9 protein-coding genes are annotated in these 13,160 nt (G+C 39.9%); 2 read left to right on the top strand and 7 right to left on the bottom strand.

Going from position 1 to position 13,160, the window contains the following annotated elements; all coding sequences use genetic code 11:
- The 4 genes from B5D25_RS01705 to mltG all read right to left on the bottom strand — a co-directional run bounded on the left by B5D25_RS01705 (nucleotide 1) and on the right by mltG (nucleotide 5,768).
- A complete protein-coding gene (locus tag B5D25_RS01705; RefSeq protein ID WP_078786014.1) occupies nucleotides 1-771 on the bottom strand; it encodes a PP2C family protein-serine/threonine phosphatase in 771 nt (256 codons plus the stop codon).
- Nucleotide 772: 1 nt separating this feature from the next.
- Nucleotides 773-3,040, bottom strand: a complete 2,268-nt coding sequence (locus B5D25_RS01700) for an FHA domain-containing protein (RefSeq protein WP_078786013.1) — start codon at nucleotides 3,038-3,040, stop codon at nucleotides 773-775.
- 102 nt (nucleotides 3,041-3,142) lie between these two features.
- Entirely contained in the window at nucleotides 3,143-4,624 is a 1,482-nt protein-coding gene (locus tag B5D25_RS01695) for an FHA domain-containing protein (protein WP_078786011.1), read from the bottom strand.
- A gap of 58 nt (nucleotides 4,625-4,682) precedes the next feature.
- Nucleotides 4,683-5,768 carry an endolytic transglycosylase MltG gene (gene mltG / locus B5D25_RS01690; RefSeq protein WP_078786010.1) on the bottom strand — a complete coding sequence of 362 codons (1,086 nt, stop codon included), beginning with the start codon at nucleotides 5,766-5,768 and terminating at the stop codon, nucleotides 4,683-4,685.
- Nucleotides 5,769-5,932: 164 nt separating this feature from the next.
- Between mltG and B5D25_RS01685 the strand changes: the two genes are divergently transcribed.
- Nucleotides 5,933-6,430, top strand: coding sequence for a peptidylprolyl isomerase (locus tag B5D25_RS01685; RefSeq protein WP_090168433.1), 498 nt, complete (start codon nucleotides 5,933-5,935; stop codon nucleotides 6,428-6,430).
- Nucleotides 6,431-6,548: 118 nt separating this feature from the next.
- On the opposite strand, the gene B5D25_RS01680 is transcribed toward B5D25_RS01685, so the two are convergent.
- The gene (locus tag B5D25_RS01680; RefSeq protein ID WP_078786007.1) at nucleotides 6,549-7,049 is read right to left on the bottom strand and encodes a tRNA (cytidine(34)-2'-O)-methyltransferase; all 501 of its coding nucleotides are present in this window, start codon (nucleotides 7,047-7,049) and stop codon (nucleotides 6,549-6,551) included.
- Nucleotides 7,050-7,064: 15 nt separating this feature from the next.
- Entirely contained in the window at nucleotides 7,065-8,339 is a 1,275-nt protein-coding gene (locus tag B5D25_RS01675; protein WP_078786006.1) for a diaminopimelate decarboxylase, read from the bottom strand.
- A gap of 222 nt (nucleotides 8,340-8,561) precedes the next feature.
- Here B5D25_RS01675 and B5D25_RS01670 point away from each other — a divergent pair, with 222 nt between their 5' ends.
- Nucleotides 8,562-10,493, top strand: coding sequence for a substrate-binding and GGDEF domain-containing protein (locus tag B5D25_RS01670; RefSeq protein ID WP_078786005.1), 1,932 nt, complete (start codon nucleotides 8,562-8,564; stop codon nucleotides 10,491-10,493).
- A 149-nt stretch (nucleotides 10,494-10,642) separates the two neighbouring features.
- On the opposite strand, the gene B5D25_RS01665 is transcribed toward B5D25_RS01670, so the two are convergent.
- Nucleotides 10,643-13,159: a hypothetical protein gene (locus B5D25_RS01665; protein ID WP_078786003.1), complete on the bottom strand. Its 2,517-nt coding sequence runs from the start codon at nucleotides 13,157-13,159 to the stop codon at nucleotides 10,643-10,645.
- Nucleotide 13,160 lies beyond the last annotated feature (1 nt).

The following is a 13,160-nucleotide window of genomic DNA, read 5'->3' as shown; positions in this document are numbered from 1 at the left end:
CTAAAATGTTTTTACAACAACCACTGAAATGTTATCTGTTTCCTTACGATTTTTAACCAGTTCAGTTAAATATACACACCCATACTGCAGTTCTTCGCTTGATGAAGTAGCATCAGGTCCGAGCTTATCCATAATTTCCTCTTCACTGATCTGATGTCTGAATCCATCGGAGCAAAGCAGATAAACCGCATTATCTTTAACTTCTCCCTTAATGAAGTCCGGCTGAACAACGCTTGATGCTCCTACGCACTGAAGAAGTACACTTCTTCTAGGATCAACCTTCGCCTGTTCCTCCGTCATTCTTCCCATAGCAACTTCTCTTGCTACGAAAGTCTGATCTTTCGTTAATTTCTTAAATTCATTTGTTAATTCATAAATTCGACTGTCGCCTACATGAACTATGTAATACTCATTTTTATAAATGAGTATCGCTGATACAGTAGTTCCAAGCATCAGATTGTTCTCGGCTCCATAATTACCAAGTCTCTGATTCATGATCTGGATTATTCTGTCCCAATCCTCATGCAGGCCTCTCATTGTGAATGTACCTTTGCAAGCATCTCGTACAAAGATCTTGTCAAACCATTCGCAAAAGGCGAAAATAACCTCTTTACTCGCAAGTTCACCCTTTGCAAGACCACCCATGCCATCACAAATAATAGCAAATGCAGCCTTCCCTGTCGGAGTATCGATTATTCTGACCGCAAGAGAATCCTGGTTGGTATTCTTTTTGATTCCTATATCTGTATTATAGCTTGCTGTAAAATCCATACTACTCTCCACTTCTGAGACGGAATATAAATTCCTCATCTCCAAGTCTTACCTTTGTTCCATCGGTAAGAAGCTGTGCTCTACCTGCTTCAAGTTTCATTCCGTTTACATAGGTACCATTTGTTGAATTGTTATCTAAAATATAATTTGCTCCACTAAGTTCTCTCTCGATAATACAATGCTCTCTACTGACCGCTGTGTTATTTTCAATGGCATAATCAGCATGAAGCTTTGATTTACCGATTATGAACTGTGGCTTCGTAATATAAATATTCTCGCCTGTCTTTGTTCTTATAAATCTAGGAACGATCTTTACGCCCTGTACAGCATTGTCTCTGACAAGTGACGTAACTGTTTCCTGCTGAGGAAATGCTGCTCCACCTTCAGAAGCGACCTGAGCTGCGGCTGCGGCTGCAGCTGCCTCGCGTCTTGCTTTCTTTTCAGCTTCAATCTTCTCAGCCATTTCCATTAATGCAGGTGGCATTGAAGAATCCATAGAAACTGCAGTAGTACGAGGTTTTCTGAGCATCTGAGAAGGTATCTTCTCGATTACATCTCCGCCCTCGTCCCGGAAACCAAGGCTGCTCATTTCATTCATAATATCTTCGAACGGATTTGAGCCTCCGGCAGAAGCCTGCGGTTTATTAACCGGCTTATCTTCAGTTGCCTTAGGAGCTTCCGCTTCATTCTTTGTCTCAGGAGCCGCCGCATTTACTTCCTGCTTTGGAGCATTCTCCTGTCCGGAAGTCTCTGCATTCTTCGCTACGTACTGATCTATATTTTCACTCTTTTTCTCTTCCGGTTTTCCTAACGGATATGCTTCTACTTCAAAGCTTTCCATGCTTCCGAAAATGTCATCTATATCTTTACCTGTAAGGCTTTCTACCTTAGCAGGTTCTTTATTTTCTTCTTTTGTTGCAACCGGTGTTTCCTTCTTCTCAGCCTCTTCCTTTGCACCTTCAGAAACTGCATTTTGCTGAACTTCCTGCTTCATACCTTCCGGTGCTGCTTGTGGCTGTGCAGGCTGGATAGGTTGCTGTAATCCGCCAAGTGTTGGCTGTGGCTGATTTAGCTGAACCGGCTGTACAGGCTGTGGCATTCCGCCAAGTCCCGGTTGTGGCTGCTGCATTGGTCGTACCGGATGTGCTCCTGGAAATCCTCCAAGCGCCGGCTGTGGCTGATTTGGCTGAACCGGCTGTGCAGGCTGTGGCATTCCGCCAAGTCCCGGCTGTGGCTGCTGCATTGGTCGTACCGGCTGTGCTCCCGGAAATCCTCCAAGTCCCGGCTGTGGCTGCTGCATTGGTCGTACCGGCTGTGCAGGCTGTGCAGGCTGTGGCATTCCGCCAAGTCCCGGCTGTGGCTGTTGCATTGGTCGTACCGGCTGTGCTCCCGGAAATCCTCCCAGCGCAGGCTGTGGTTGATTTGGCTGTACAGGCTGTGGCATTCCGCCAAGTCCCGGCTGTGGCTGCTGCATTGGTCGTACCGGCTGTGCTCCCGGAAATCCTCCAAGTCCCGGCTGTGGCTGATTTGGCTGTACAGGCTGTGCAGGCTGTGGCATTCCGCCAAATCCTAGCTGTGCTCCGGGCATCATATTCTGCTGTAATGACTGCTGAGGTTCATCACTCTGGTTCTGCGCTCTGTTACGCATAAGTTCCATACGATTAACCTTAACATTTGCATCGGCATCACCTACCGACTCATCAACGCTTTCTTTTTTAATTTCGCCCAGCATACCTTTTATAACATTTGTAAATGCGAGTAATGAGAAATTGATATTGTTGATCTCATTAAGTATTCTCGCTACATAATTATCTTTGTCATCCGGACTGAATCGTAATATTGAAAATGTATTTCTGAAGAAATCAGAAATATCTTTAATAGCAATCGGACCGCACTGAACAGGGAATACTGCACATACAACGTCCAAACTCTTCGGATCAACAAATATCTTGTCAGGATCCTTTAAGATATAACTGATTGGAATACCTCTTGGGCCTATACTAAATGACCTGATGAGTCCATCCATAAGACGCAGTATGTCTTCTTTATTATGTTCTGTTTTGCTAAATGTGACGAGGTTTGGGTAGTCATTTGCAAGTGCAATGATGACCTTCTTACCATTTTCCTCTATGATGGTTGTAGATGCAACCCCCGGAATCGGTTCTTTTCCTAATTTGTCTGCAGCAACAGTATCTAATTCGTCCCCAGATTCCAGTTCGTATCTGAGAATTACGCTGCCATTCTCATGAGTTTCAGTAATCTTCCCCATAACGTACCTTCCTCCCAACATAAAAATCGCTTTTGTCTTTATCAATAAATACGACTATGAGAACCCCAAATTTCGGGATTCTCATAATACCGTTATTTCATATTATCCAACTTTATACAGAAATTCTTCATCACCAAGTTTGATCTTGCAGTTATTGTGTAACAATACCTCCTGGCCTTCTTCAACCTGCTCATTGTTTACATATGTATGATTTGTTGACTTGTTATCTCTGATATAATATCCATCTTCCTTATGTGTGATAATGGCATGCTGTCTGCTGATAGCACCATTTCCGGATACAGAATAGTCAACACCTCTATTGGCCTTACCGATCTTGAACACACCCTTATTGATAACTATCTTCTCCTCTGTATTTACACGGATAAGATATGGGTTGATGTTAATATGTGTTCCGCCTGATACGATTGTACCGGCAATTGTAGCATCATTTGAAAGGATTCCTGATGGATGAGCCACAACAGGTACTGGTACAGGTGCCTTCTGCTCGCCTGATGCTTCATCGATGCTCTCGATTACCTCATCCTTTGAATCTCTCTTTCTTGATTCTTCTGTTACTTCTATTCCATCAGTTTCCTCGGCTGCACTCTGAACGAGAGCTGCTCTGTTAACCTTAATATTCTTTGTCTGAACATGAGGTCTGTTAGGTATAACCTCATCAATATCTTCATTCTTGAGATATTCTGTAAGTCCCTGATTCTTAGGAACGTTCTTCTTACCTCTCTTCTTACCGCTTTCCTCAGCAGGCTGTTCTTCCTTAACTTCCTCTTCAGCGCTTTCTTCTTCACCGCTTACGGATTCTTCAAGTTCATGAAGCTGAAGCTGTTCAACCTTATCTTCTTCCTCATCATCGTCATCACCGATTTCTGGAAGATTATCTTCAGAATCGCTAAGTCCGTTCATGTATCCGCCAACTCCGGAACCTTCGGTTTCTTCAGCATTATTAACTATCTCTGTACCATCGATTGTAGAGATATAATCTTCCTCATCAAATCTTATTCCGGCATCAAGCATAAGTGCCTCTGTAAGACTGATAAGACCTCTAAGATTAAATGAATCGCTGTTGATATATGTCAGAAGCTGTCCGATATAAGCGAGGTCTTCATTTACATTGAATTTCATATTGGCAATCAGCTGTCTTACGAATCCCTTGAATTCAACTCCGATAGAGCCATCGCTTTCTACAGGAAGGCATAAGAACTGAACGCTGTATGTTTCAGGATCAATATATATAAATTTCTTATGAAGCAAAATGTATGAAAGGTGTATAGCCTCTTCTCTGATCATAACAAGACCGATAGATACATTTCTGAGAATTGTAAATAACTGTGCTTTGTTGATGCTTCTTCCGGATACGAATTCCGCAAGTTCAACCTTTCCACTTACATCATATGTAAGATAATCATAATCATCATCTTCTTCGTAAACTACATTGATAAGCTCTGCAAGATTCTCTTCTTCCATGTAATCAAGCACATCTTCATCAATCTCTGTCCCCTCCCCGAGTACATAAGTCAGGTAACGCTCATCGCCAATGTTTTTAGCTGTAAAACTAAAGCTTCTCATATCTCCTGATCTCCTTTTGCAAATATATTTTATGATCGATATTTAAACCGACCACATGTTATTCATCGCCATCGTCGCTCATCGAGTTCTCATGTTCCTCAAGAGTTTTATTAAATACATGGCTTCCATCATTCTTATTACTTGTATGATAATACAGATAGTCATGTTCTTCCGGATCCAAAACCGCATCTATACATGCATCTCCCGGATTGCATATAGGCCCAACCGGAAGCCCTTCATACTTGTATGTATTGTACGGTGAATCAATCTCAAGGTCATCATAGGTCACATCTTCTTTATCGTATTTACCCTCCGTCAACGGATAAAGAACCGTCGGATCGATCTGCAGAAGCATACCTTCTTCAATACGATTATTGAAAACTCCTGCAATTGTCTTTCTTTCCGAATCGACTTTACACTCTCTTTCAACCATGGACGCTTTTATCATTACTTCGTAAACGCTAAGTCCCATCTCTTCTGCTTTTGCTTTCTTATCATCATCGAAATGATACAGGAAAGTCTGAAGCATTTCCTTCACCAGTGACTCTGCTGTTGTATCTTCGTAAATATCATATGTTGCAGGGAAAAGGAATCCCTCAAGTCTGTATCTGATTCCCGAAGATGCAGGTATCTCCTCAAGAAGAGGAAAATCACTGGATGTTACTGACTTAACTGCTTTTATGAAATCTGATGCTGAACAGATATCCTGCTCTTCACATCTTTCTGCTATCTGATCTACAGAAAATCCTTCCGGAACCACGAGTTTCTGAACAGGTCCCGCAATTTCTTCCTCTGCAGCCATAACCTTCATCATATCAAGCGTATTCATACCGGTATTCAAAGTGAATTTTCCGTTATGAAGTTTTCCGCTATATTCCGAATTGGAAAGTCTTCTTGTAAATGCAGTTTTGTATTTGATAAGGCCCTTCTGCTTAAGAATAGTTGCAATATCACTATCCGAAGCTCCAACCGGAATCTCTACTACTACATCCTTACCATCCACTGTCTTAGTGCTGGTATATTCATCATTATACTCTTTGTAAACATCTTTAACATAGCTTTTAACCATGCCGAAAAGCATAAGTGAAACAACAATACAAATTATCCACTTAACTATCTTTACAGTAATTCTTCTTGCCTTCATCTGTCACTAATTAAACTCCGTCCGATTATTTTCAAATGCACCTTATTTCTAAAAATGGACACACTTGAAGTAATTTTACATTAATGCTATTATATTACCATCTTTTATAAATAATTTCAAGAAAGGATGATAGTATTTTGGCAAATCCAACAGGAATTTTAACTATGACAAACGGCGATGTGATAGAATTCGAACTTTATCCGGAAATCGCCCCAAACACTGTAAATAATTTTATATCTTTAGCTAACAAAGGATTCTATAACGGACTTATTTTCCACAGAGTAATAAGCGGTTTTATGATCCAGGGCGGAGATCCTGACGGACGTGGAACAGGCGGACCGGGATATTCGATCAAGGGTGAGTTCTCATCTAACGGATTTAAGAACGATCTTAAGCACACAGCAGGCGTTCTTTCAATGGCTCGTTCTATGGCTCCTGATTCAGCAGGATCACAGTTCTTCATCATGCATAAGGATGCTCCTCATCTTGATGGCGCTTATGCTGCATTCGGTAAAGTCACAAACGGACTTGATATTGTTGATAAGATTGCTACAACAAGAACAGGTTGGGGAGACAAGCCAATCGAAGAGCAGAAGATTGAAAGCATCGTTATCGATACAAAGGGTGTTACATATCCTGAACCTGAAAAGCTCCCTAGATAATGATATTTGATTCACAAAACAAAAGCTGATCAACAGCTTTATATAGCAAACCCCCGGTATTTTGAAATATGTCTTATACCGGGGGTTTTATTTTTTATTTTTTATTTTTTTAGATTTTTTAATCCCATGAAAGTTTATGGAGATTCCCTTCTGATTCGAGGCCTTTAAAATCCATTTGTCTTAGAGCTTCAAATGTTACTATCGCCACCGAGTCAGCAAGATTCAAAGATCTTTCTCCCGGTTTCATAGGTATTCTTATGCATTTTTCAGGACTGTCGACAAGTATCTCCTCCGGAATGCCGGCGCTTTCTTTGCCGAACATTATGTATGAATCATCGGTAAACGAAACATCCGTATAGCGATATCTGGCCTTCGTTGTTGCAAAGAACAGATTATCCTTCGCTCCGGGATTCTTCTCCAGAAAATCATTATAGTCCAGATAAACTTCATAATTCAGTCTTGGCCAATAGTCAAGCCCTGCTCTTTTTACAGCCTTTTCGGAAAGATGAAATCCGAGAGGCTGGATGAGATGAAGTTTTGCCCCCGTGATAACACAGGTTCTGCCGATATGCCCGGTATTTGCAGGCATTTCCGGCTCATATAGAACTATATTCAGCATTTTTCATCCTCCGAATCAGACTACGTCCCAGAATCCTTCAAGAGTTGCGAAATAATCATCGATAGTCTGAGCACGACGAATAAGTGTTACTTCTCCATCTTCACGAAGAAGAAGCTCTGCTGACCAAAGACGTCCGTTGTAGTTATATCCCATTGCAAAACCATGAGCACCTGTATCATGAATTGCAAGATAATCACCTATTTCAATCTCAGGAAGCTTTCTGTCTACAGCAAACTTATCGCAGTTTTCGCAAAGAGAACCTGTCACATCATATACATGATCAAGAGGTGCATTTTCTTTTCCGAGAACTGTTATATGATGATATGCTCCGTAAATAGCAGGTCTCATAAGGTTTGATGCACATGCGTCAACACCGATATATTCCTTGTATGTATGCTTCTCATGAATAGCTTTTGTTATAAGATGTCCGTAAGGTGCAAGCATGAAACGTCCAAGCTCTGTGTAGATTTCTACGTCGCCCATTCCTGCCGGAACAAGAACTTCTTCATAAACCTTCTTAACACCTTCTCCGATCTTCAAGATATCATTCGGCTCCTTATCAGGAGAGTATGCGATTCCTACGCCACCTGAAAGGTTGATGAATGAAAGCTGCACTCCTGTCTTCTCCTTTATCTCAACCGCAAGGCTGAAAAGGATCTTTGCAAGTGCAGGATAATAATCATTTGAAATAGTATTACTTGCAAGAAATGCGTGCATACCGAATTCTTCAGCACCTTCATTTTTAAGTGTTGCATAAGCTTCTAAAAGCTGATCTTTTGTCATGCCGTACTTAGCATCGCCCGGATTATCCATAACCTGGAATCCTTCTTTACTTTCGCCGAGTGTAAATACTCCGCCCGGATTAAATCTGCATGAGATTCTCTTAGGGATCTTTCCGCATGCCTTCTTAACAAATGGAATATGTGTAATATCATCAAGATTTATTGTTGCACCGATCTTATCCGCAAATGCAAATTCTTCATCAGGTGTATCATTTGATGAAAACATAATGTCATTTCCACGTATTCCAAGCTTATCCGAAAGAACGAGCTCTGCCATAGATGAACAGTCTGTTCCGCATCCTTCCTCATGAAGAATCTTTATGATACTTGGATTAGGTGTTGCTTTCACTGCAAAATATTCTTTAAATCCCTTGTTCCATGAGAATGCCTGCTTAAGTTTTCTTGCATTTTCACGAATCCCTTTTTCATCGTAAATATGAAAAGGAGTAGGATATTTTTTAACTATTTCTTCAACCTGTTCTTTAGTAACAAAAGGTATCTTTTCCATCACAATTCCTCCAAACTAAGATTTTATAACAAGACAGATTTTAGCATAGCTTTTCTGAATAATCTACATTTTTTCAGAACAAAATATGAAACAATTTAAATGTTTAAAATTATTTATCCCGAAGCAATTTCCCCATAGTTTAAGATTGAAAATAATACCATATATGATATACTTAGAGTGTAGAGTTGTGATTTAATTGGGGTTGAAAAAAGAAGGTTGCTTATGGAAAAAAAGAAAGTCGCTGTCTTCATAGCAGAGATATACGCGCCAATGATTAAAGAGATTCAGTATGGCTTGATTCAGTGTGCCAAGAGGAGCAATATCAAGCTGTATTTCTATACGAGTTTCAATGATGATTTTACTACGCGTGAATATACTCAGTTCACTGAATATGATAAAGGGGATTTCGTAGCATATATGCTGCCGGATTATGATGAATATGACGGCATCATAACTTTCGATTCATGCCTTCCGAGCATGTATCTCGATAAAGTAAATGATATTAAAAAGAAAGCCAAATGTCCGACCGTATCCCTTGGCGAAGAATATGATTTTTCTTATACAATAACAACCGATCAAACCCAATCATTTATAAATCTTATAGACCACCTGTATGACGTTCACGGATGCCGTGAAATGGTTCATATCGCAGGTAGAACATCCGAAACATTTACTCAGATAAGAATAGATGCTTTTAAAGCCGGCCTTGAAAAGCACAATCTTCCTTATGATGACAGTCGTGTCATCTACGGATCATTATGGAAAGATTGCGGCGAGCCGGTTGTTCAGCAGCTTCTCGAAAAGTATAAAACAGTTGAAGGACGTATCCTTCCGGACGCAATAATCTGCGCAAATGATTTCACCGCCATCGGCGTAATTGATGCCTTAAAAGCAAGGGGCTACAAGGTGCCGGGAGATGTAATCGTTACAGGTTATGACAATGTCGAAGAGGCCCAGTTCGGAAGTCCTACTATAACAACTCTTTGCCAGACTTTCGAGCAGATTGGAAAGGAATGCCTCAAAATACTTAAAAAAGTATGGGAAGGTATACCTACTGAAAAAGTTTTTTACGAACCGGGCGATCTTTTAACTCGTCAATCATGCGGATGTGAACCTATAAACTTTTTCAATCAGAGTAATATCAGAGAAAAATATGCCAGAAACCTTGAAGGTATGGGATATCTCGCAAAGAGCAACACCGCCCTTATCCTCAGCACATCGGAATCCGAATCACAGGAAGATATCTTCAATCAGATTGAATCAATATGCCTAAGAGATACAGGATTTAAGAGCGCTGTATTCTGCCTTATGGATGACTGGGACAAGCAGGTTGTTATCACCTCTCAGGAAGAGCTGCATAACAAGAACTTCAGCGTTATCTGCGGAATGTATAATGACAAGAAAATAACAAGAGGTCCTCTTCCTAAAGGACAGTACATACCGGACGAAATGAAAGATGACATTTCACCTTTCTACTTCTTCCCGATACATCATCTGAAATATTTTATGGGATATATCATAGTTATTCCTGAGCTTGAAAATGTATATCAGCAGAATCTTAAATCATGGCTCGTAAATATCGGAACCATACTTGATAATTTCCGTATAAGACAGATACTTAAACAAACCGTACTGACCCTCGAGAATCTTTATAATAAAGACACTCTCACAGGTCTTTACAACCGACGCGGTTACGAGCTTAATTTCAAGCGATATTATAAGGACTGCATCGAATCCGATTCATGTCTTGCGGTATTCGTTCTGGATATGGACAATCTCAAATATGTAAATGACAATTACGGTCATGAAGAAGGCGATTATTGTCTTCGTACAATCGGCGACGCAATGATAGAGGCAGCACAAAATGATGAAATATGCATACGTTCCGGCGGTGATGAATTCGTTATCCTCGCCAAGAACTACAATGATAAAAAAGCAGAACAGCTTTGTACTACCATCAAGGAGTCTATCAAAAATAAATGCATAAATGACAAAAAACCATTCATTGTTTCAGTCAGTATAGGATGTCATCTTCAGGTTCCTCCAAAAGTTACAGAAGATGGTATGAATACAATGCTTGAAGCCTTCCTCAAGAAAGCCGATGCACTGATGTATGTCGAGAAAAAAGAACATAAGAAAGAAAATAAATCCTGACATTTGAAAAGCCGCACCGTTGGGGGGTGCGGCTTAAGGTATGAAAAAATGTGGGGGAAGGTATAGAATCCTTCGTTGGAACAGTTATAAATATAGACTAAATATATGTTTAAGTTGAGTATTTTTTGTGAAATAAACGTGAACTATCGTTACCGAAACATATAAACATATATTTCCCGCCCTGCAGCATCTACTTCCTTTTCGAAGCTGCTTCTTGATAATTTGACCTCTTTATCCTGAACAGGATCATAATATCTTATGGCTTCATCATTATAACTTACTACAAGTACAAACCTTCCTTCTTCGATCTTTACAGCAAAAGGTTTTCCGTTACTCAGAAAACTAATGGCCGTATCAACATCCGACCCGGAAATATTGAGTCCATTTATAATTTCATTATTTTCATTTATGCCATCCACAAATCCTTTTTCAGATATGGTATTAAGGTCCACCCCGGAAATATCAGCTCCTGCATATTTCATACTCATGAGAGCACATACCGCAAGACTTTCTCCATCACTTTGGCAAGGAATGTATTCCACATCTTCCGCAACTGTATTGAACGGATCACTTTTACTTATGCCGCAAACTACCGATCCGTTATCTCCGGAAATGACAACTCCACCGTTTGACTGAGCATAAACAAGGGCTTTTCCGATGCTGGCAAAGCTTCCCTTTATTCCACCGTCCCAGAAAACATAAAATCTTCCGTTACTATTTTCAGGATTGCATGTTGTGATGATACTGAATTCCGTATTTTCTTTAACAACGATTTCATTCATTCTGGTTCTTTCATAAAGAACGTCCGGCATCTTTCCGTCGCCGCTTTTCTGATGAACCTTATATGTCAAATGATCGTCTTCCGTATCTTCAAACTTACCGTCAGTCTTCACCACTCTCTGAAGCTTAATATCATTGCTGGTAAGCTCAACATCTTTGATAAATATATTTTGCTTTTTGTAATTTTTGGAAACTCTTCCTTCATCATCAATTACAAATATATTGGAGTATGTAAATACCGGATGACCATCACCGCCATTTTTAATGTTGTCAGGTTCAGCCGCACCATATACCAATACATCATCCTTAAATCCGATGATCTTAAGCTTTTTATTCGGCTCTTTATAGCTGAAGGTTTTCATAGTTTTCATATTCATAAAGAATATTTCATCCGTACCATCTTCATCGGCAGTTCCCGGATAAGCGATTCTGTCACCTTCTTCAGAAACATATATCATGTCCTGAGGCATCTTAACAGAGATGTCTGTATATTTACCGTCTCTGATATTGTAAACCCTGAAACAATCATCAATTATTGTATAAAGCTCACTCTTCTTCTCGTCATACCAGATGAATCTTGAAGGCCCAAGTTTTAAAGCTTCATATGATTCGTCCGACTCAATACGAAACAAAAGCTTTGTTTCCATCTTATCAGCGCGGTATTCATAAAGGAATATTCCGTTTTCACCTTCAAATCTTCCGTAGTCCATTCGGCCGACGACAGCATATAAAACAACACCATCATTTGAAACCGATACGATCCTCACATCAGAAGGATTGAATAAAGAATAATCTTTTTCCTTATTCTTACTTCCGCAGCCGTAAAGCCTTGCGGCCTTTACTTCTTTACTGTCATAAAACCACAATTCACCCGCAAGAATGAATGCACATTTATATCCATTTTCCGACCAGATATATCTGCTTCTATCCGTATAATGTTTTCTGTCAGGATTACTTTCAGAAGAGAAGTTTCCCGAAGCAAAAAGCTCATCTACATTTCTTGTGCTGCTGACAAGATTTACCTTATCTTCCTCTTCATCATAGGAAATATAAATATTATCGCAAACACCGTATTCAACAATAACATCATTATCAGGTGACTTAACAATATATTTTAATTCTATAAGAGCTGTGTCTTCCGTAAATTCTTTAATTCGAGGAACAATGGAAGTGGCAAGCATAGGATTTATATCAACCCAGAGATCATCCTCAGGTACACTTTCATCCTTTTCCTTACCCTTATCACCGGTTCCGGCATTTAATGTTGTTGAAGGGAAAATGTTCTGGCTATACTCAGCGGCATAGTCAAGAAGCTTTCTGTAATTATCCTTCTCGAAGCTTACAACCCTCGTATAATATCTTATCTGTTCATCATCCTGTTTAAGAATGATCACAAATGTATACTCGGCGCTTTCAACAAGATCCATTCGAATGGAAATAGCATATACCTTGTCATTTCCTTCAGCTTCACCGGTATTTATGCCCGAAACTTTCGCAAAACCATTGGAATTATCAAGGCTTGCAGTTCCGACATATTCCATTTCTCCGTCTTCAATAAGATTTTCACCTGAGCCGTCTCTAAGCTCATACTTGACCTTGCCACTGAAATCACCATCTACAATGATCTCAAGTTTCTTATCCGAAGAAATAGGAACTATACCATTTCGTTCAAGCCTTGTATCAAGCTTAGTCCTATATCCTTCCATCTTATTAATGATATTTCCATCACGGTAGACAGAAACATCCGGCAAAGATGTAAGATCCTGCTCCTCAGAAACCTTATTTGCATTTTGATTAAATATGTAATTTACCGTATATGCAGACATAGCAAAAAGTGCCACAAAAAGTGCCACTTTAAGCACAGTACCTATTATTTTTTCAGCCATT

The organism is Eubacterium ruminantium (assembly GCF_900167085.1).
In the GTDB taxonomy this organism is placed as follows: domain Bacteria; phylum Bacillota; class Clostridia; order Lachnospirales; family Lachnospiraceae; genus Eubacterium_Q; species Eubacterium_Q ruminantium.
Note: the sequence above shows the minus strand (reverse complement) of the source record. Positions and strands in the feature narration are given on the sequence as shown.

What these genes read in the sequence shown, in the direction of transcription:
- B5D25_RS01705 (WP_078786014.1), bottom strand. Translation starts at nt 771, where the DNA reads ATGGATTTTACAGCAAGCTATAATACAGATATAGGAATCAAAAAGAAT.
- B5D25_RS01700 (WP_078786013.1), bottom strand. Translation starts at nt 3,040, where the DNA reads ATGGGGAAGATTACTGAAACTCATGAGAATGGCAGCGTAATTCTCAGA.
- B5D25_RS01695 (WP_078786011.1), bottom strand. Translation starts at nt 4,624, where the DNA reads ATGAGAAGCTTTAGTTTTACAGCTAAAAACATTGGCGATGAGCGTTAC.
- mltG (WP_078786010.1), bottom strand. Translation starts at nt 5,768, where the DNA reads ATGAAGGCAAGAAGAATTACTGTAAAGATAGTTAAGTGGATAATTTGT.
- B5D25_RS01685 (WP_090168433.1), top strand. Translation starts at nt 5,933, where the DNA reads ATGACAAACGGCGATGTGATAGAATTCGAACTTTATCCGGAAATCGCC.
- B5D25_RS01680 (WP_078786007.1), bottom strand. Translation starts at nt 7,049, where the DNA reads ATGCTGAATATAGTTCTATATGAGCCGGAAATGCCTGCAAATACCGGG.
- B5D25_RS01675 (WP_078786006.1), bottom strand. Translation starts at nt 8,339, where the DNA reads ATGGAAAAGATACCTTTTGTTACTAAAGAACAGGTTGAAGAAATAGTT.
- B5D25_RS01670 (WP_078786005.1), top strand. Translation starts at nt 8,562, where the DNA reads ATGGAAAAAAAGAAAGTCGCTGTCTTCATAGCAGAGATATACGCGCCA.
- B5D25_RS01665 (WP_078786003.1), bottom strand. Translation starts at nt 13,159, where the DNA reads ATGGCTGAAAAAATAATAGGTACTGTGCTTAAAGTGGCACTTTTTGTG.